The 18562-nt window shown below is 41.0% G+C and carries 19 protein-coding genes; 13 read left to right on the top strand and 6 right to left on the bottom strand.

Going from position 1 to position 18562, the window contains the following annotated elements; genetic code table 11:
* Positions 1 to 11 precede the first annotated feature (11 nt).
* The 6 genes from ureE (at position 12) to CR194_RS08970 (ending at position 4655) form a co-directional block, all read left to right on the top strand.
* Positions 12 to 458 (top strand): urease accessory protein UreE, encoded by a 447-nt coding sequence (gene ureE, locus CR194_RS08995; RefSeq protein WP_110609346.1) that lies wholly within the window; start codon positions 12 to 14, stop codon positions 456 to 458.
* On the top strand, positions 451 to 1137 hold the full coding sequence (locus CR194_RS08990; RefSeq protein ID WP_199228151.1) for an urease accessory protein UreF: 687 nt from the start codon (positions 451 to 453) through the stop codon (positions 1135 to 1137). Before ureE ends, CR194_RS08990 begins: the two co-directional genes overlap by 8 nt.
* A gap of 113 nt (positions 1138 to 1250) precedes the next feature.
* On the top strand, positions 1251 to 1865 hold the full coding sequence (gene ureG / locus CR194_RS08985) for an urease accessory protein UreG (RefSeq protein ID WP_110609345.1): 615 nt from the start codon (positions 1251 to 1253) through the stop codon (positions 1863 to 1865).
* Entirely contained in the window at positions 1823 to 2677 is an 855-nt protein-coding gene (locus CR194_RS08980; RefSeq protein WP_233254288.1) for an urease accessory protein UreD, read from the top strand. The genes ureG and CR194_RS08980 overlap by 43 nt, the downstream gene beginning before the upstream one ends.
* A 117-nt stretch (positions 2678 to 2794) precedes the next feature.
* Positions 2795 to 3919, top strand: a complete 1125-nt coding sequence (locus tag CR194_RS08975) for a metal ABC transporter solute-binding protein, Zn/Mn family (RefSeq protein WP_110609343.1) — start codon at positions 2795 to 2797, stop codon at positions 3917 to 3919.
* A 487-nt stretch (positions 3920 to 4406) separates the two neighbouring features.
* Positions 4407 to 4655, top strand: a complete 249-nt coding sequence (locus CR194_RS08970; RefSeq protein WP_110609342.1) for a YkuS family protein — start codon at positions 4407 to 4409, stop codon at positions 4653 to 4655.
* An 83-nt stretch (positions 4656 to 4738) separates the two neighbouring features.
* Here the strand turns inward: CR194_RS08970 and CR194_RS08965 are convergent, their stop codons facing one another.
* A complete protein-coding gene (locus CR194_RS08965) occupies positions 4739 to 5578 on the bottom strand; it encodes a mechanosensitive ion channel family protein (RefSeq protein ID WP_110609341.1) in 840 nt (279 codons plus the stop codon).
* Between the two features lie 210 nt (positions 5579 to 5788).
* Between CR194_RS08965 and CR194_RS08960 the strand changes: the two genes are divergently transcribed.
* Entirely contained in the window at positions 5789 to 6340 is a 552-nt protein-coding gene (locus CR194_RS08960) for a peroxiredoxin (RefSeq protein WP_110609340.1), read from the top strand.
* Positions 6341 to 6953: 613 nt separating this feature from the next.
* Positions 6954 to 7619 (top strand): potassium channel family protein, encoded by a 666-nt coding sequence (locus tag CR194_RS08955; protein WP_110609339.1) that lies wholly within the window; start codon positions 6954 to 6956, stop codon positions 7617 to 7619.
* A gap of 305 nt (positions 7620 to 7924) precedes the next feature.
* Here the strand turns inward: CR194_RS08955 and CR194_RS08950 are convergent, their stop codons facing one another.
* From CR194_RS08950 to CR194_RS20690, 5 genes are all read right to left on the bottom strand, one after another.
* Positions 7925 to 8884 carry a DUF4349 domain-containing protein gene (locus CR194_RS08950; protein WP_158282215.1) on the bottom strand — a complete coding sequence of 320 codons (960 nt, stop codon included), beginning with the start codon at positions 8882 to 8884 and terminating at the stop codon, positions 7925 to 7927.
* Between the two features lie 172 nt (positions 8885 to 9056).
* Positions 9057 to 10721 (bottom strand): ribonuclease J1, encoded by a 1665-nt coding sequence (gene rnjA, locus CR194_RS08945; RefSeq protein WP_110609337.1) that lies wholly within the window; start codon positions 10719 to 10721, stop codon positions 9057 to 9059.
* Between the two features lie 3 nt (positions 10722 to 10724).
* Positions 10725 to 10937, bottom strand: coding sequence for a DNA-dependent RNA polymerase subunit epsilon (locus CR194_RS08940; RefSeq protein ID WP_110609336.1), 213 nt, complete (start codon positions 10935 to 10937; stop codon positions 10725 to 10727).
* Between the two features lie 425 nt (positions 10938 to 11362).
* Positions 11363 to 11944 (bottom strand): peptide deformylase, encoded by a 582-nt coding sequence (def, locus tag CR194_RS08935; RefSeq protein ID WP_110609335.1) that lies wholly within the window; start codon positions 11942 to 11944, stop codon positions 11363 to 11365.
* A gap of 131 nt (positions 11945 to 12075) precedes the next feature.
* Positions 12076 to 12258 (bottom strand): YjcZ family sporulation protein, encoded by a 183-nt coding sequence (locus tag CR194_RS20690; RefSeq protein WP_110609334.1) that lies wholly within the window; start codon positions 12256 to 12258, stop codon positions 12076 to 12078.
* A 222-nt stretch (positions 12259 to 12480) separates the two neighbouring features.
* On the opposite strand from CR194_RS20690, the gene CR194_RS08925 reads away from it, so the two are divergent.
* From CR194_RS08925 to lpdA, 5 genes are all read left to right on the top strand, one after another.
* Positions 12481 to 13128, top strand: a complete 648-nt coding sequence (locus CR194_RS08925) for a YkyA family protein (protein WP_158282214.1) — start codon at positions 12481 to 12483, stop codon at positions 13126 to 13128.
* Positions 13129 to 13599: 471 nt separating this feature from the next.
* Entirely contained in the window at positions 13600 to 14688 is a 1089-nt protein-coding gene (gene pdhA / locus CR194_RS08920) for a pyruvate dehydrogenase (acetyl-transferring) E1 component subunit alpha (RefSeq protein ID WP_110609332.1), read from the top strand.
* A 3-nt stretch (positions 14689 to 14691) separates the two neighbouring features.
* Positions 14692 to 15669: an alpha-ketoacid dehydrogenase subunit beta gene (locus CR194_RS08915; protein ID WP_110609331.1), complete on the top strand. Its 978-nt coding sequence runs from the start codon at positions 14692 to 14694 to the stop codon at positions 15667 to 15669.
* Between the two features lie 87 nt (positions 15670 to 15756).
* Positions 15757 to 17067 carry a dihydrolipoamide acetyltransferase family protein gene (locus tag CR194_RS08910; protein WP_110609330.1) on the top strand — a complete coding sequence of 437 codons (1311 nt, stop codon included), beginning with the start codon at positions 15757 to 15759 and terminating at the stop codon, positions 17065 to 17067.
* Positions 17068 to 17070: 3 nt separating this feature from the next.
* Positions 17071 to 18480 (top strand): dihydrolipoyl dehydrogenase, encoded by a 1410-nt coding sequence (lpdA, locus tag CR194_RS08905; protein WP_110609329.1) that lies wholly within the window; start codon positions 17071 to 17073, stop codon positions 18478 to 18480.
* Positions 18481 to 18562 lie beyond the last annotated feature (82 nt).

The following is an 18562-nucleotide window of genomic DNA, read 5'->3' as shown; positions in this document are numbered from 1 at the left end:
GGTGAAGGCATATGATAATTGAGAAAATAGTAGGCAATCTATCCACAACAACCGAGCAACCCCCCCACTTAGAACGCGTTTACATGGAAAGCGATGAGCTGGTGAAAAGGATTCAGCGAGTGACCACGGATCATGGAAAAGAAATTGGTATCCGGCTTCCGGAAAACAGAGAACTAGCAGATGGAGATATTTTATTTCAAGATGACAATAACATGATCGTTGTAAGTGTTACAAAAGATGATTTGCTGGCCATTCAGCCGATTTCCATACAACAGATGGGGGATATTGCACATCAGCTTGGCAACCGTCATCTTCCAGCACAGTTTGAGGGAGAAGAGATGCTTGTCCAGTATGATTACCTGGTGGAAAAACTTCTTAAAGAGCTTGAAATTCCTTATAAGAGAGAAAATCGTAAAGTGAGAAAAGCATTCCGTCATATTGGGCATTCTCATGATTAACCGACTGCTGCCGCTTTTGCAATTCAGCGATTCCAATTTTCCTTCCGGGGCTTTTTCACACTCTTTCGGGCTGGAAACTTACATTCAGGAAGAAGTTATTAAAGACAAGCAAACATTTTCTGAAGCGCTGAATGTTTACCTGCAAAAGCAGCTGGTATATGTAGATGGACTTGCCTGCCGCCTTGCCAGGGAAGCACTGGAAGAAAAAAACGAAGCAGCTTTTTTTCATCTGGACGAGCTGCTGTTTGCGTCCTGTCTCTCTAAAGAAACAAGGCTTGGCAATCAGCGGATGGGGGAACGGATGGCAAAGCTCTGCTACGAACTTTACCCCGAACCGATTCTGGAAAAATATATTAAGAATATGAAAGAAAAAAAAGCTTACGGACATTCAGCCCTTGTTTTTTCAGCAGTCGCATTTCATCTCGAAGTAGATAAGCATACGGCGCTGCAGACATATTTATTTTCAACGATTAATTCCCTTGTTCAGAATGCTGTCCGAGGTATCCCGCTTGGACAGACCAATGGACAGAAGCTGCTGGTGGAAATCCAGCCTGTGATCGAAGAAAGTACAAGAAAAATCATGGAGCTGTCTGAGGAAGATCTGGCTGCAGTAAGCCCCGGACTTGAAATAGCACAGATGAAGCATGAACGGCTGCACGTACGCATTTTTATGTCTTAGTAACAGTTCTGTTACCCTTCCAAGGTGAAGTTAGATACCTGTCTTAATTTTCAAACCAACTTACAGCTAAAAGAAGTATAGCTTAAAAAATAAAAAGGAAAGCAGGCGATAACATGAGTACAGTTCGAATTGGAGTCGGAGGCCCTGTTGGAGCGGGGAAGACGATGCTTGTAGAAAAATTGACGCGTGCACTGCATGAAGAACTCAGCATGGCTGTGGTGACGAATGACATTTACACGAAAGAGGACGCACAGTTTCTGATGAAAAATGGTGTGCTTCCAGAAGACCGGGTGATTGGGGTAGAAACCGGAGGATGCCCTCACACGGCGATTCGGGAAGATGCTTCTATGAATTTTGCGGCGATCGAAGAATTACATGAGCGGCATGACGGCCTGGAACTGATTTTCGTTGAAAGTGGAGGAGATAACCTTGCAGCTACTTTCAGTCCGGAGCTGGTTGATTTTTCTATTTATATTATCGATGTGGCCCAAGGGGAAAAAATTCCGCGTAAAGGCGGACAGGGTATGATTAAGTCGGATCTTTTTATCATTAATAAAACAGACCTCGCTCCATACGTCGGCGCAAGTCTAGAAGTGATGAAGTACGATACACAGAACGCACGTGGAAACAAACCATTCATCTTCACAAACCTGAAGGACAATGAAGGGGTGAATGATGTCGTTACATGGTTAAGGGAAGAGGCACTGCTTATTGGACTGGAGTCATGAGTCTGACAGGAGCAATGGAAATAAAAGCAGTGAAAAAAGCAGAAAGGACCATTTTGTCTCACTGCTACTATGAAGGCGCACTAAAACTCACGCGTCCTGTATACTTGGATGAAAACGCTCCTTCCGTCTACATGATCCATGTGGGCGGGGGATATGTGGATGGAGACGTTTATACAACGCAAATACAAGCTGCAAGGGAAGCGGAACTTTCTGTTACGACACAATCACACACAAAAGTGTATAAAACACCGAAAAAGCCCGTAGTGCAGAAAACTTCTATTCATATGGAAGAAAACAGCCTTGTTGAATATATGCCGGATCCGCTCATTGCTTACGAACAGGCGCGGTTTGTGCAGGAGACGGATGTTCATATGAAAGAAGGAGCTCGTCTTATTTACAGTGATATGATGACTCCCGGCTGGGCAGAAGATGGACGGTCGTTCAGCTATGACTGGATCCGTTCCATGCTGAAAGTATATAAAAATGAAAGGCTTGTTGTTTTTGATCATCTTTTTTTGGAACCGGATGAAAGTATCAGTGGATTAATGCAAATGGAAGGCTATTCACATACTGGCATGTTGTTAGTACTGCATGATAGTGTAGATGAAAAATTTATAAACATCGTATATGAACGATTAAACACAATGAATCTGGAAGCTCGTTTTGGAATTTCAGAGCTTCCGGTAAAAGGATTTATGCTGAGAATACTTGCTCACAGCACGAAAACTTTAGAGGAATTGATTTATAAAGCACATGATTACATCCGCAGCAACTTACTTCATAGAGAAAACATCCAGTGGCGAAAATATTAACCAATGGAATAATGAGATATGTGTCGTATATTTAAAAGAAACCATTGATACTCGTGGCTTTTTCTATTAAATAAAGAAATAGAATATATTCATATTTATTGAAATGGAGGATTTATAATGAAAGCCTGTTTAATGCTGTCAGGCGCAGGCCTTCTGCTGCTTTCTGCCTGCGGCACTTCGGAAAACAATGACACAAATGAATTGGATGAGAAGGGGGAGGAACAGGCGCAGAGTGGCAATTCAGAAGAAGTGGAGCCGGTGGAGATATATACAACGATCTTTGCATTGGAAGATTTTATTAATAAAATTGGGCAGGAGCATGTGGATGTCGAAAACATTATTCCTCCTGGAGTGGATGCTCATACATATGAACCCCCGATGCGTTTGATGACCCGGCTGGCTGAGGCCGACGCCTTTGTTTACAGTGGTGGAGGAATGGAAGGTTTCATTGATACAGCTGTGAACGTATTGGAAGAAGAGGATGTAAACATGGTTAAAGCTTCGCAAGGTATTGAATTTATCGACGAAACGTCCCATTCTCATGCACATGAGGACGAAGAACACCATCATGATCATTCCCACGATGATAACCGAGACCATTCGCATGACGACAATGATCATAATCACTCACATAATGACGAAGAAAATGACCACGACCATGCGCATGATCATGACGATAATAATCATCACAGCCACGGGGAAGAAGGGCACGACCACGGACCGGGAGACCCGCATGTGTTTATCGATCCCATACGGTCTATCCAGTTGGCAGAAAACATCAGTGAAGCATTGATAGAATTGAAGCCAGAGGAAGAAGATTTTTTCAGAGAGAACTTTGCGGATCTAAAAGAAGATCTGGAACGTTTGGATGAGAAATTTCAGGAAGTAGCAGTAAAAGCTGAAAGAAAGGAACTGTTTACCGCCCATGCCGGTTATACATATTGGGCGGATCGATATGGATTTGAGCAGGTACCTGTGACCGGCTTTTCTCCGCTGAATGAGCCTTCCCAGCGGGAAATTCAGGATTTGATTGCATTAGCCACGGAGAAGGATATAGAGTACATTGTGTTTGAACGCAACTACTCTATTCCTGTAGCAGATATGCTGATAGACGAGATTGGAGCGGAAAAACTGTATTTCGATAACATGGAATCTTTAACAGAAGACCAACGGAAAGAAGATCAAAACTACGTGGAATTAATGGAGCAGAATATTGAAACATTAGAGAAAGCTTTAAAATAAATATTTAGAATTGTTTTGTCAGAAATAATAACAACTTTACATAGGGGTAGTACCAACATTTTACCGTAAAACTCAAGCTAAGCTTTTTTACACCAAAGCAAACCAATTTGGAGTCACATTGTGGGAATTTGTTCTTTTAACTGGTAGGTTCTGGTGTCATTTTCCCACTCTATATCGTGTTTTCTAATTTTTTCTGATCCAAGAAAAATGAGGAAATTGAAGAAAATCATGAAGTTTATTAATGACAACAATCCATAAGCTAAATTGCGTGAATGGTTAATGAAGATAGGAAGTTGACTCTTATCTAATAGAGGTGTGTATAGTTTACGGTGAGAGATTAATCACAATTATAAAAATTCATTAGAATGGTAATGGCTAAATTTACAAGACTCAATTTGCTTAAGAAAAAGACAATCAGCTCCTTTTTGTATAACCTTAATAATTAGGCTCATACTAAAGGTTGAAATACATTTAGGAGGCGATCATTATGGCAAGAATCGGTGTAGAAGCAGCTTTAACGGATGTAGAGGAAGCCTTGCAAGCACAAGGACACGAAGTTGTAGCTCTGCAAAATGAAGAAGATGCTTCAGGGTGTGATTGTTGTGTCGTTTCTGGACAACAGGAGAATATGATGGGTATGGCAGATACAACAACGGATGGAGCGGTCATTTCAGCACAAGGGTTAACTGCGGACGAAGTGTGCCAACGTGTGGACCAATCGCTGCAATCAAGATAGAAAACAGAAAGAAAAGGACCTGACAATGTCGGGTCCTTTTCGTTTAAGTTAGCCGTGACTAGCTCTAGGCTATCGTTTTCTTATTAAGCTTTGTCTTTATTAATATACACTTGATGTGGAAATGGAATGTCAATATTGTTAGCATCAAGAGCTTCTTTCATCGCTTTTCTTAATCTTCGCTCTACGCCCCATTGTTCCATGTTCGCAGTCTGAGCGATGACGCGAATGACCACGTCGCTATCTCCAAGGTTCTGAACGCCGACGACATGAGGACCTTCTTTGATGAGGTCGTCTTCCATAGCTACCCTGTCACAAGCTTGCTGCATGACGAGCATCGCTTCATCAATGTTGTCATCATAACTAATGCTCATATCCACTAGTGCTCGCATTGTGGAACGAGAGTGGTTACTTAAACTGCCTATTTCGCGGTTAGGAATGAAATGCACCGTCCCATCAAAGCCTCTCACTTTCGTTGTCCGAAGACCTACTTCTTCCACAATCCCATCTAATCCTGCTACTGTGACATATTCATCGACTTCCATTTGTTTTTCTAACAGAATGAAAAATCCAGTTACCACGTCGCTAACTAAGCCTTGTGCTCCAAAACCAATGGCAAGTCCAATGATACCGGCACCAGCGATTAGGGCTGTGACATCGTACTCAAAGATCCCAACAATTAATGTGATTAAAATGAACAGCAGTATATATGAGAAAATGTTGTTTACGAGCCTTTCCAACGTTTTTACTCGTCCTTCAGAGACATTTTTCTGCGTGCTCATTTTCGCAAAGCTGCTAGAGATAAATTTCCGACCGATCGCTCGGATGATAAAAAATACGATTAAAATAGCAATTAATTGGAGACCAACAGTTAGAGCCTTCGTTCCAATCTCCGTCCAATTAATAGACTCAATCCATGCTTGCATATGTATTGCTCCTTCCAAGGTGTAGTTTTTTGCATACAGTAGAGTTTACCACAATGACCGTTCTCCTTAAACTTATTAAGTTTACTGACGTGGAGAGTGGGCATGATAGAAATAGTCGGGAAAACAAGATCGTCATGGTTGACGAGGGGTAGTGAGTATTTTATAATAATCACTGTTGTTCAGAAACAATATATGTGGAGGGATTTAGACATGTCAGAAAAGCGCATGGTAGCTAAACAAGCACCAAGATTTGAAATGGATGCAGTAATGGCAAACAAAGAATTTGGAAAAGTAAGCCTAGAAGAGAACATGAAGCAAGATAAGTGGACCGTTCTTTTCTTTTACCCAATGGACTTCACATTCGTATGTCCAACGGAAATCACTTCTTTAAGTGACCGTTATGATGAGTTCGAAGATTTAGATGCCGAAGTAATCGGTGTTTCAACAGATACAATTCATACCCATCTTGCATGGATCAATACGGACCGCGATGATAACGGTCTTGGAAAATTAGATTATCCACTTGCAGCGGATACGAACCACCAAGTCGCTCGCGAGTACGGTGTTTTAATTGAAGAAGAGGGTGTAGCTCTTCGCGGATTATTCATCATCAGCCCTGAAGGTGAGTTAATGTACTCTGTTGTTAACCATAACAACATTGGTCGTGACGTTGAAGAAACATTACGTGTTCTTCAAGCTCTTCAAACTGGTGGACTTTGCCCAGCAAACTGGAAGCCAGGTCAAGAAACACTAAAAGTGTAATTTGAATAAGAGAATCTAAAAAGCTTGGTAGCCTATGTGCTGCTAAGCTTTTTGCTGTCTAGGCGAGGTTTGAGAAGTTCTGTATCCCATAGACGGATTTGTAGCCGGTTTGAGGTGGAGTGTAGTCGGTTTGGATGGTAGTGTAGCCCGTTTGAGAGGTTCTGTAGCCCTTAGGCGGATATGTAGCTAGTTTGAGGTGGAGTGTAGTCGGTTTGAGAGGTTTTGTAGCCAGTTTGGGAGGGTCTGTAGCCTGAAGTATGATCTGTAGTCGGTTTGGTGTGGGCTGTATTCGGTTTGAGTGGGTTTGTAGCTGGTTTGAGAGGAGCTGTAGCCCGTTGGCCGATGTGTATTCCGTATGGAGCTTGTTGTGCCCCGTTTGAGAGGTTCTGTATTCGGTTTGAGAGGAGCTGTAGCCCGTTGGCCGATGTGTATTCCGTATGGAGCCTGTTGTATCTCGTTTGAATGGTTCTGTAGTCGGTTTGAGAGGTTCTGTAGCCCGCACCCCGTTTAATTCATCACAGTCATTCATATGTTTAGGTATATCAATTGAACATCGAAGAATTTGTCTGTATGATAGGAAGAGAAGTTTACAGATAAGGACCGGGGGATCACGATGAAAAAACAATTTGCCGTAATTGGCTTAGGGCGTTTTGGCGGAAGTATTTGCAAAGCTTTAAGTGAGCAGGGGATGGAAGTCCTAGCCATTGATACAAACGAAGACAAGGTTAATCAGTTTGCCTCGATAGCAACCCATGCTGTTGTAGCAGATACGACAGATGAAAACACATTGAAAAGTTTAGGTATTAGAAACTTTGATCATGTGATCGTAGCCATCGGTGATAACATTCAATCTAGTATTCTGACGACATTAATGCTTGTTGAGCAAAACGTTAACCACATCACTGTGAAAGCCCAGAATGATTACCACGAAAAGGTGTTACATAAAATAGGTGCTCATAAAGTGGTTCACCCTGAGAGAGACATGGGCATCCGAATCGCTCATAATATTGTCTCTAAAAATGTTCTCGACTATTTAGAGCTTTCAGAAGAATACAGCATTGTCGAGCTCGAAGCTGGAGAAGCGGTAGATGGACGATCATTGATAGATTTAGATATCCGAGCTAAATACGGCTGTAACATCATGGCGATCAAGCGTGGCGAAGATATCAACGTTTCGCCTGCAGCTACAGAACATCTCATGAAAGATGATATTATTATCGTCATCGGCGCGGATAAAGATATTACACGAATGGAACAAGATTTATTTGATGATGATTAATCATGAACTGAAGGTGTCCCAATGGTTATTAGGGTTAATAGCCTTGTTGGTGAGACCTTTTTTTATGATTTGTCCAGGATCTAAATGTTAATAACGTACTTGAAAGTTCTCTGTCTTACTGGTGTGAGGTCTTTTTTGCGAGTAGATTATTTGTTTTGCATTGTGTCATGCTAGGCAGGTGCTACCGGTGTAGCACCTGCGCATCATGACCCACCAGACCCCCACGTCATGCCGCCACCCAATATGATTCCTACCAACCAATGAAAAACACAGTCGAAAAGATTCATTCGGCTGTGCGTAACAAGCTAATCTTTCTTCTCCTGCTCTTTGGAAGTGGACTCATTTACTTTCCTTTCGCCTCTACGTCGCTTTTGCACAAAATATATCACTATGCCCGCAATGGCAATTGGGAGAATCACAGGCGACAAGCCTACAAGAAAGACAAATAATCTAGAGAACATCGTTATTAGCACGTTTATCGTATCCATAAACAAACTTTGGGCGTGTTGCATTGTATTCAGGGACTCTCGGTCTTGAATACCGGGAACATTGACGGCACGTTCATAGATTTGGATGGTGACAGTCGATAAGGCAACGTGATTTTCCAAATAATCCATTCTGCCTTTGACCCGTTCGATCTCTTGTTGGACTTCACCAAGATCTCGAGAAATTTCCAGTAAGTCTTCTGTATTTTCCGCTTCTTCAAGAAAAGCAAGCAGGCGTTCTTCCACAATCTCTTTGGAAGATAATCGAGATTGAAGATCGACAAACTCTTCAGTAACGTCTTGACCGTAAGTAGATTTATTTAATACTTTGGAGCTTGTTGACTCCAGTTCATGAAGGAAGGAGTGAAAATGTTCTTGAGGCACTCTTACGACCAATGTGGCCCTTCGTTGTTCATCCTCACCCTCTTGATACATAGAAGATTCTACTGTGAACCCGCCTAGACGATCCACTTCGTCTTGAATGCGGCTCTGGGCTTGATCATAGTCGTTGACTTCGATTGTTACATCTCCATTATAAATCACCATCTGCGTGGTAGAGGAGGGATCAGCGTCCGTACCCTCTTCTTCCCTAGTAACATCCATGTCAGCGTCATCGTACTCTTCTGCTTCAGTAAAACCAGCGTCATTAGAATTATTGCTCGCATCCATCATCTCGGGGGAACTGTTATCTTCACTTTGATTACTGCAGGCAAACAAAGTGAATAAAGAAAGAAATAGTAGCAGACTTAATTTAGCAAAGGTTCGCTTCTTCAAAATCAATCTCATCGCCTCCTCGTTTTTTCCCCGTGTAGCAATTACTTATCCTAGGGCTACAATATTTACAACTCTTTCCATGTTAGACGAGGAATAAGAGAGGAAGTTACACCAAACCCAATGGATGAGACACAAAAAAACAAGCAGGCCATCAAAGCCTGCTTGTTTCGTAATCTTATTATACTTCCATGATGATCGGTAAGATCATTGGTTTACGCTTTGTTTTTTCATAAAGGAATGGTCCTAGAGTATCTGAGATTTGGTTCTTGATTTCTGACCATTGCGTTGTTTTGTTCTCCATAAGTCCATTTAAATGGATAGCGAGCTTCTTCTGCGCTTCATGAATCAAGTCACCGGATTCTCGCATGTAAACAAACCCTCTTGAAATGATGTCTGGTCCTGAGGCCACTTTGAATTCTTTCATGTTCAGGCTGACAACAACAACGACTAAACCTTCTTCAGATAGAATACGGCGGTCGCGCAACACGATGTTTCCGATATCACCGATGCCATTTCCATCTACATAAATCGATCCTGATGGTATCTTTCCTGCAAGACCGGCTTCATTTTTGTCTAGAGCAAGAACATCACCAATGTCCATGATGAAACAGTTCTCTTCAGGGACGCCACAATCTTGCGCAAGTTCTGTGTGTTTCTTAAGCATTCTGTATTCACCGTGGATAGGCAAGAAATACTTTGGCTTCATAAGTCGAAGCATGAGCTTTTGCTCTTCTTGTCCACCGTGACCTGAGGTATGAATATCATTTAATGATCCGTGAATAACTTCAGCACCGGCACGGAAAAGCTGGTTAATAATCTTGCTTACACTTAATGTGTTTCCTGGAATAGGCGAGGAGGAGAAAACGACTGTATCACCAGGAATAATTTGAATTTGACGGTGAGTACCGTGAGCGATACGTGAAAGTGCCGCCATTGGTTCACCTTGACTGCCTGTACATAAAATTAATACTTGATCAGCCGGTGTTTTGTTTAGTTGAGATCCTTCAATAAATGTACTTTCAGGTGCTTTAATGTACCCTAGTTCCCGACCAATTCGAATGGCTGACTCCATGCTTCGACCGTATACAGCTACTTTACGACCATACTTGACCGCAGCTTCAACAGCTTGCTGAAGACGGTAAATATTAGATGCGAACGTTGCAAAGATGATACGACCGTCAACTTTTCTGAAAATAGCATCAATGCTTTCGCCCACTTTGCGTTCAGACATAGTAAAGCCAGGAACTTCACTGTTTGTACTGTCTGACAACAAACAAAGAACACCTTCTTCACCGATTTTAGCCATTCTTGATAAATTGGCCGGTTCTCCGACGGGCGTGAAATCAAATTTGAAATCACCTGTTTGAACAATGCTGCCTGAAGGTGTTTTCACGACGATTCCGTAAGAATCAGGAATGCTGTGCGTTGTTCTGAAGAACGATACAGATGTTTTTTGGAATTTGATGACGTCATCTTCACCAATTTCATTTAGTTGAGCTGTACGAAGTAATCCGTGCTCTTCTAGTTTATTGCGAATCAATGCTAAGGCTAACTTCCCACCATAAATCGGCACGTTAATCTCTTTTAGAAGATAAGGAACACCACCGATGTGGTCTTCGTGCCCGTGTGTAATGAATAGGCCTTTGATTTTATCAACATTTTTAACTAAATACGTGTAATCAGGAATGACGTAGTCAATACCAAGAAGCTCATCTTCTGGGAATTTAATCCCAGCATCGATAATGATGATTTCATCTTGAAATTGAACAGCGTACATATTTTTTCCGATTTCGCCCAGACCCCCGAGGGCAAAAATAGCTGCTTGATGATTTTTTGCTTTCATCGGTTAAGCTTGCTCCAATCGGAAATCTTCATTATTTTCTTTCTCGTATGCTAAAGCCTTATCAGACAATGGGGTCACAAATTCGATGTTGTATCGACGGTCTGTTAATTTTTTTCGCACTTCCTCTTCTGTTTCTGCTTCCATGTAAAGAGTCTTTGTTCGTTCTCTTACAGGGACTTCATCCAATGTTTTTTGATAAAATACTTTAAAAACCATGTAAACCTCTCCTTTAATTCATCTTTTATTTTAAAATATAGGATTTTTAGCATCTGATCCTATTTAATAAGCGTTGGAAAAACGGTCAATAAGTCATTTAACATATGCAATCACAAAGGGAAATCCTTCTTTCAACTTCGTCCAGGAAAGAAGGATGAGTGAATTATACGTATAAATGTTTCGGTAATAATAACCGGTATCTTTTCAATAATCGTTCTCTCCACCTTTTCAACATTTTAAACCCTCCTACCTTTTAATTCAAGACTCTTGTTTCAATGAGTGAGCATTTATACGGATTTTTTATGAAAAACAGGAGTATATAACCAATAAATCTGAACCACGCAACTTTCCTATTAGTATGCTTTACTCAGGCACACAAATTGTGTGGATATTATTTCCATGGCGCTAAAAAACCTCTCCTTTAATTAGGAGAGGGGCTCATCTAATTCATTTCGTTTTATCACTTCTTGAGGGGGAAGTGGTTTTTTAAACGGGTCATTTTCATCTATGCGATCGTAGAACATAATTCCGTTTAAATGGTCCAATTCATGTTGGAAAACAATCGCTAAAAATCCGCGAAGCCGTTTAACGACTTTGTTTCCATTTAAATCATAGGCTTCAATTTTAATTCTAGCGTAGCGGGGAACAATGCCAGAAACTTCGCGGTCAACGGATAAACAACCTTCGCCACTTTCTAAATAGGTGGTTTCAGCTGAATGGCTAACGATTCTAGGATTTACGAATGCATATTCCACCAATTCGTCCTGTTGATCCGTTGTTCTCATTACAACCATTCGTTTGCTGATGCCGATTTGTGGTGCCGCAAGACCGACGCCAGGTCGAAGTTTGTACTGTTCAGCGATCTCCGGATCTTGACTATGTACAAGGAACTCCATCATTTTTTCAAGTAACTGTTTATTTTCTGAAGTTAAAGGAACCTCTACTTCTTCAGCTGTTTTCCTTAAAGTAGGGTGTCCTTCACGTATAATATCATCCATCGTAAGCATGATTAGTCTCCTTTCAAGTATCAATGGGCAAAACTACGCGCATTGTTCTGTTATCATCATAAACAGTTTTCAAAAGAAAGAAAAGAGAAAATGAACCTTTTTGATTCATTCTCTCTAAATTCATTGCGAGATTAGCCGTAATATTTAGACGCTCCTACAATGATGAGCAGGATGAAGAGAACGACAATAAGGGCAAATCCCTTTCCACCGCCACAAGAACTCACACCTGCTACTTGAGGTTGATGTCCGTAACCGTATTGTTGTTGGCCGAAACCACAAGGGTCGCAACATTGGCCATCGTAATGTCCATACATAATTATGCCTCCTTTTGATCTTTCCACCGCTTTTCTCTGCGGCGTAATATCATGCTATGCAGAAGCCGAAGTATGGAATGGATGAATACCCAGGTTTTCGTAATTTTTATGGGAATATTTTCTGTTTAGAAAAGAAAAAATTCTTGTAAAAACCTCTAAAATAAGGTATTTTGATAAAGGAATGATGAAATTGTCGAACGAATGAATTTAGGAGGGGCTTTTTTGAAAAAGATCTATTTATTTATCGTACTAGCCGCGACATTGGCTATTTTCACTGCATGTTTTGGGGATCAGCCAGCTGAAGAGATGTATGAACATCTCGAAGAATCTGTTCAAATCGAGCAGGAAATCGAGGCTAAGCAAGAACCGCTAACCAGCGCAGAAGAAAATGAAGTCGCTCTTTATGAAGAAATGTTAACACTTTCTTCCGTTGAAGAGATTGAACCGTTAGCAGATGAAGCGATTGAATCGGCAGAACAAAGAAGAGAGCTAATGGATGAGGAAAAAGAATTAATTGAAGAATCTTTTTCTATTTTCCAAGAGGCAGAACAGCATGTTGAAGACATTGAAGAAGAAGAAGAGCGTCAAGCAGCGGAAAATTTAGTGAACACGATGAACGAGAGATACGAAGTGTATCAAGAACTGCATGAAGCTTACATGACTTCCATTGATCAAGACATTCAGTTATATGAAATGGCTAAAGATGAAGAAGTGGAAGTAGAACAACTTCAAGAACAGCATGATTCAGTTAACGAGTTGTATAACGAGATTACTGAATTAAACCAGCAATTTAACGAATTAACGAATCAGTACAATGATGCGAAAATGGAATTTTATGAAGCGGCAGAATTAAATGTCGTTTTTGAATAAGAATTAAATGTGAGAAAGGAGGCGGTCGTCTCCTTTCTTTTATTTATGTAAACGACGGAAAGTGCCCTTGTTCGATTTTGTTAACAATATTACGATAAAAGTATAACAGACAAAAAATAACTCTATAACAGTTCTAGGATTATTTGTGAATTTATTAACAACATGAACAAATGAGAAAACGATTAAATCAAGTTCAAAAGCGTTGACGAATCCGTTTAGTCTCGTGTAAACTAGAAAACGTAAATAGAGAGTTGTATCATTCCTTTTTAAATTTGATTGCTACAGTCTGACGCTTTTAGCTTCGATTGAAGGATTATTTTTAGCATGAAGGGGAATACAATCACTATGGTATGCAATGAACGTGTCGAATCACATGGAAAAACCCTAATTGGGTACTTTAATGAAGAGTGGTTCAAGCGAACGAAGTAATTAATGACTTGGATGATATGAAAGGATGAGGTGAAAAGATTCATGGAAAAAACAAAAGAATTGCAAAAAATTGAAGACCAATTCAAAACGTTCCAGATTCTTGACGAAAAAGGGAAAGTCGTAAACGAAAAGGCTATGCCTAAATTGTCTGATGAGGAACTAAAAGAATTGATGACCCGCATGGTGTACACGCGTATTTGGGATCAACGAGCTATCTCTTTAAATCGTCAAGGACGTCTTGGTTTCTATGCTCCAGTTGCAGGACAAGAGGCTTCAATGATTGGGTCACAATTTGCTCTTGAAAAACAAGACTGGATTTTACCTGGTTATCGCGATATTCCACAAATTCATTATCATGGAGTTCCTTTAGACCAAGCATTCTTATGGTCACGTGGCCACTTTGGTGGTGGACAAATGCCAGAAGGTGTTCGTGTTATGATGCCGCAAATCATCATTGGTGCACAAATCACTCAAACTGCTGGTGTAGCGATGGGCCTTAAGAAAAACAAAGAAGATGCTGTAGCAATCACTTATACTGGTGACGGTGGAGCTTCTCAAGGTGATTTCTATGAAGGAATGAACTTTGCAGGTGCATTTAACTCTCCAGCAATTTTTGTTGTGCAAAATAACCGTTTTGCCATTTCTGTACCGGTTGAAAAGCAATCAGCTGCGAAGACTATTGCCCAAAAGGCTGTTGCCGCTGGTATTCACGGCGTGCAAGTAGATGGAATGGATATTTTAGCTGTTTATGTTGCCACTAAAGAAGCTCGTGAACGTGGGTTGAAAGACAATGGTCCAACATTAATTGAAGCTTTAACGTATCGTTATGGACCTCATACCATGGCAGGGGACGACCCTACGAGATACCGTACTTCTGAAGAGGATAGCGAATGGGAAAAGAAAGATCCTCTAGTTCGTTTCCGTAAATTCTTAGAAGACAAAAATTTATGGACAGAAGAAGAAGAAGATAAAATTGTTGAACAAGCTAAAGAAGATATTAAAGCTGCCATTAAAAAAGCAGACGGCGCTCCTAAACAAAAAGTATCTGATCTTATAGAAAACATGGGTGAAGAGCTTCCAGCAAATCTACAGGAGCAATTAGAAGAATACAAAGCAAAGGAGTCGAAGTAAGCTATGGCGCAAATGACGATGATTCAAGCAATAACAGATGGAATGCGAAATGAACTAAAGAACGACGAAAAAGTTCTTGTGTTCGGTGAAGACGTTGGCCAAAACGGCGGTGTTTTCAGAGCGACGGAAGGATTGCAAAAAGAGTTCGGTGAAGACCGTGTCTTTGATACTCCATTAGCCGAATCTGGGATCGGTGGCTTAGCTTCAGGGTTAAGTGTGACTGGTTACCGTTCTGTCATGGAAATTCAATTCTTCGGTTTCGTATTCGAAACATTTGATGCGATTGCAGCACAAATGGCTCGTGTTCGATATCGTTCAGGCGGAACGTATAACGCCCCTGTAACGATCCGTTCACCATTTGGCGGAGGAGTTAAGACTCCTGAATTACACGCAGACAGCTTAGAAGGCTTAATGGCGCAAACTCCTGGATTAAAGGTAGTTATTCCATCTTCTCCTTATGATGCAAAAGGATTGTTGATTTCTGCTATTCGCGACAATGACCCTGTTGTGTTCTTAGAGCATATGAAATTATACCGTTCATTCCGTGAAGAAGTTCCGGAAGAAGAATATACATTGCCTTTAGGTAAAGCAGAAGTAAAGCGTGAAGGATCTGACGTGACAATTATCACTTACGGTGCTATGGTACATGCTTCATTGAAAGCTGCTGAAGCTTTAGAAAAAGACGGCCATTCAGCAGAAGTCATTGATTTGCGTACAGTGAGTCCACTTGATATTGAAACAATCATTGAATCTGTAGAAAAAACAAATCGCGCTATTGTTGTGCAAGAAGCACAAAAACAAGCGGGTATTGCAGCAAATGTGGTAGCAGAAATTAACGAGAGAGCGATTCTTAGTCTTGAAGCTCCTGTTTTACGTGTGACTGCTCCAGATACGATTTTCCCATTTGCTTCTGCAGAAGATGTATGGTTGCCAAATCATAAAGACATCGTAGCAAAAGCAAAGCAAGTCATTGAATTTTAATAGTAGATAACTTTTAACAAGGAGAAGTGATTTCATCATTCCTCCTTGGTTCTCTTTTAATTAAGATAAAGAATTGGAGGCATTAACATGGCATATGAGTTTAAACTTCCTGATATTGGCGAAGGAATTCACGAAGGTGAAATCGTTAAGTGGGAAGTAAAAGAAGGCGACGAAATTAAAGAAGATGACGTTTTATGTGAAGTGCAAAATGATAAAGCAGTCGTTGAAATTCCATCACCCGTTGACGGAAAAGTAGCGAAGATTCACGTTGAAGAAGGCGTTGTAACAGAAGTAGGAACAGTGATCATCTCCTTTGAAACAGATGCTGAACAACCTGCGGAAGCTCACGGAAGCGATGACGAAGAAGAAGAATCAAAAGAGGAGTCTACTCCTAAAGAAGAGTCAAAAGAAGAAAGCAAAGAAGAAGTTTCTTCATCTGATGAGGAAGAAGTGGATGAGAACAGTCGTGTCATTGCGATGCCATCTGTTAGAAAATATGCTCGTGAGAAAGACGTCAACATTCGTAAAGTCAAAGGCTCAGGTAAAAACGGCCGTGTGATGAAAGACGATATTGACGCTTACCTTTCTGGAGACAGCAAGCAAGCTGATTCATCTCAAGAAGAGGCAGAAGCTTCACAAGAGCCAGCTGCTAAACAAGAGAAAAAATCTGTTGCTGCTTACAAGCCAGCAAATGAAGAACTTGAAACACGTGAGAAAATGTCTGGGATCCGTAAAGCCATTTCAAAAGCAATGGTAAATTCCAAGCACACAGCTCCACACGTGACGCTTATGGATGAGATCGTCGTTACTGATCTTGTCGCTCACCGTAAGCAATTCAAACCTGTGGCAGAAGAAAAAGGCGTGAAGCTTACTTTCTTACCATATGTCGTTAAAGCTTTGACATCTGCTATTCGCGAATACCCAATTTTGAATACATCTCTAGATGATTCAACAGAAGAAATTGTTCACAAGCATTACTTCAACATTGGTATCGCAGCTGATACTGAAAAAGGATTAATGGTTCCTGTAGTAAAAGACACAGACCGCAAATCTATCTTCAGTATTTCTGATGAAATCAACCAACTAGCAACGAAAGCACGTGAAGGATCCCTTTCTTCTGATGAAATGAAAGGTGCTTCTACAACTATCACAAATATCGGTTCTGCAGGTGGCCAATGGTTCACGCCAGTTATTAACCACCCTGAAGTAGCGATCTTAGGCCTTGGACGAATTGCAGAAAAAGCAGTTGTTCAAGATGGAGAAGTGGTTGTTGCTCCAGTTTTAGCCTTGTCATTAAGCTTCGATCATCGTATTATTGATGGTGCAACAGCACAACATGCGTTGAACCACATTAAGCGTTTGTTAAATGATCCACAATTACTCGTAATGGAGGGATAATTTATGGTAGTAGGAGATTTTCCGGAAGAAGTAGATACGCTAGTCATTGGTTCTGGTCCTGGAGGATACGTAGCAGCGATTCGTGCCGCTCAGTTAGGACAAAAAGTAACAATCGTTGAAAAAGAAAACATGGGTGGCGTTTGTTTAAACGTTGGGTGTATCCCATCTAAAGCCCTTATTGAAGCTGGACACCGTTACCACAATGCAGGAAATTCAGACGAAATGGGAATTTCTGTCGGTGAAGTGAAGTTAGACTTCACTAAAGTCCAAGATTGGAAACAGTCTGTGGTTAAAAAATTAACAGGTGGCGTTGAAGGACTTCTTAAAGGAAACAACGTGGAGATCGTTAAGGGCGAAGCTTACTTCGTTGATGATTCTTCAGTGAAGATCATGGACGACAAGTCTTCCCAAACATATAAGTTTAAAAACTGTATCGTTGCAACAGGTTCTTCTCCAATTGAATTACCGAAATTCAAATGGAGCGATAAAGTGGTTTCTTCTACGGGAGCACTTGGCCTTAAAGAAGTACCTGAGAAAATGGTTGTCATCGGTGGAGGTTACATCGGAATTGAATTAGGTTCTGCTTATGCTAACCTAGGTTCTGAAGTAACGATCCTTGAAGGAACGAAATCCATTCTTCCAGGTTTCGAAAAGCAAATGAGCCAATTGGTTGCTAAGCGATTAAAAAAAGCTGGCGTAACCATTAAAACAGAAGCTTTCGCGCAAGAAATGGAAGAAACAGACAATGGCGTGAAAGTGAAAGCAGAAGTTAAAGGGAAAGAAGAAGAATTCGAAGGAAATGTTCTTCTTGTAACAGTTGGGCGTCGTGCAAACACGGAAGAGCTTGGACTAGAACAAGCTGGCGTGGAAATGGACGACAAAGGTCTTGTAAAGATCGACAAACAGTGCCGTACATCTGCTGATAACATCTTTGCTATTGGCGATATCGTAGCTGGCCCAGCATTAGCTCACAAAGCTTCATATGAAGCAAAAGTAGCAGCTGAAGCGATCGCTGGAGAACCTGCTGAGATTGACTATACAGCTATTCCTGAAGTTGTTTTCTCTGGACCAGAACTTGCGAGTGTTGGTCTTACAGAGCAAAAAGCGAAAGACGAAGGATATGACGTTGTTGCTTCTAAATTCCCATTCCAAGCGAATGGACGAGCACTATCATTGAATGAGTCTGAAGGATTCTTGAAGATGGTTACACGCAAAGAAGACGGTTTAGTCTTAGGCGTTCAAATTGCCGGTCACAATGCTTCTGATATGATTTCTGAAGCGTGTGTAGCAATTGAAGCAGGTATGACAGCCGAAGATTTAGCGTTAACCATTCACGCTCACCCATCATTAGGTGAGATTACAATGGAAACAGCAGAAGTTGCTTTAGGCATGCCGATCCACATTGTAAAATAATAGATTTAAAGAGCCTTGTTGCATTTTTGCAGCAAGGTTTTTTTCATGATTTAGGCAACTGTAGATTTTTGAGTTGTAGTCG

It is taken from the genome of Salipaludibacillus keqinensis (assembly GCF_003226325.1).
GTDB classification, from domain to species: Bacteria; Bacillota; Bacilli; order Bacillales; family Salisediminibacteriaceae; genus Salipaludibacillus; species Salipaludibacillus keqinensis.
The sequence above is the reverse complement of the archived record's forward strand: the minus strand, read 5'-3'. Positions and strand labels throughout refer to the sequence as shown.

Coding starts and splice junctions, on each gene's coding strand:
- ureE (WP_110609346.1), top strand. CDS start 12: ATGATAATTGAGAAAATAGTAGGCAATCTATCCACAACAACCGAGCAA.
- CR194_RS08990 (WP_199228151.1), top strand. CDS start 451: ATGATTAACCGACTGCTGCCGCTTTTGCAATTCAGCGATTCCAATTTT.
- ureG (WP_110609345.1), top strand. CDS start 1,251: ATGAGTACAGTTCGAATTGGAGTCGGAGGCCCTGTTGGAGCGGGGAAG.
- CR194_RS08980 (WP_233254288.1), top strand. CDS start 1,823: ATGGTTAAGGGAAGAGGCACTGCTTATTGGACTGGAGTCATGAGTCTG.
- CR194_RS08975 (WP_110609343.1), top strand. CDS start 2,795: ATGAAAGCCTGTTTAATGCTGTCAGGCGCAGGCCTTCTGCTGCTTTCT.
- CR194_RS08970 (WP_110609342.1), top strand. CDS start 4,407: ATGGCAAGAATCGGTGTAGAAGCAGCTTTAACGGATGTAGAGGAAGCC.
- CR194_RS08965 (WP_110609341.1), bottom strand. CDS start 5,578: ATGCAAGCATGGATTGAGTCTATTAATTGGACGGAGATTGGAACGAAG.
- CR194_RS08960 (WP_110609340.1), top strand. CDS start 5,789: ATGTCAGAAAAGCGCATGGTAGCTAAACAAGCACCAAGATTTGAAATG.
- CR194_RS08955 (WP_110609339.1), top strand. CDS start 6,954: ATGAAAAAACAATTTGCCGTAATTGGCTTAGGGCGTTTTGGCGGAAGT.
- rnjA (WP_110609337.1), bottom strand. CDS start 10,721: ATGAAAGCAAAAAATCATCAAGCAGCTATTTTTGCCCTCGGGGGTCTG.
- CR194_RS08940 (WP_110609336.1), bottom strand. CDS start 10,937: ATGGTTTTTAAAGTATTTTATCAAAAAACATTGGATGAAGTCCCTGTA.
- def (WP_110609335.1), bottom strand. CDS start 11,944: ATGCTTACGATGGATGATATTATACGTGAAGGACACCCTACTTTAAGG.
- CR194_RS20690 (WP_110609334.1), bottom strand. CDS start 12,258: ATGTATGGACATTACGATGGCCAATGTTGCGACCCTTGTGGTTTCGGC.
- pdhA (WP_110609332.1), top strand. CDS start 13,600: ATGGAAAAAACAAAAGAATTGCAAAAAATTGAAGACCAATTCAAAACG.
- CR194_RS08915 (WP_110609331.1), top strand. CDS start 14,692: ATGGCGCAAATGACGATGATTCAAGCAATAACAGATGGAATGCGAAAT.
- CR194_RS08910 (WP_110609330.1), top strand. CDS start 15,757: ATGGCATATGAGTTTAAACTTCCTGATATTGGCGAAGGAATTCACGAA.
- lpdA (WP_110609329.1), top strand. CDS start 17,071: ATGGTAGTAGGAGATTTTCCGGAAGAAGTAGATACGCTAGTCATTGGT.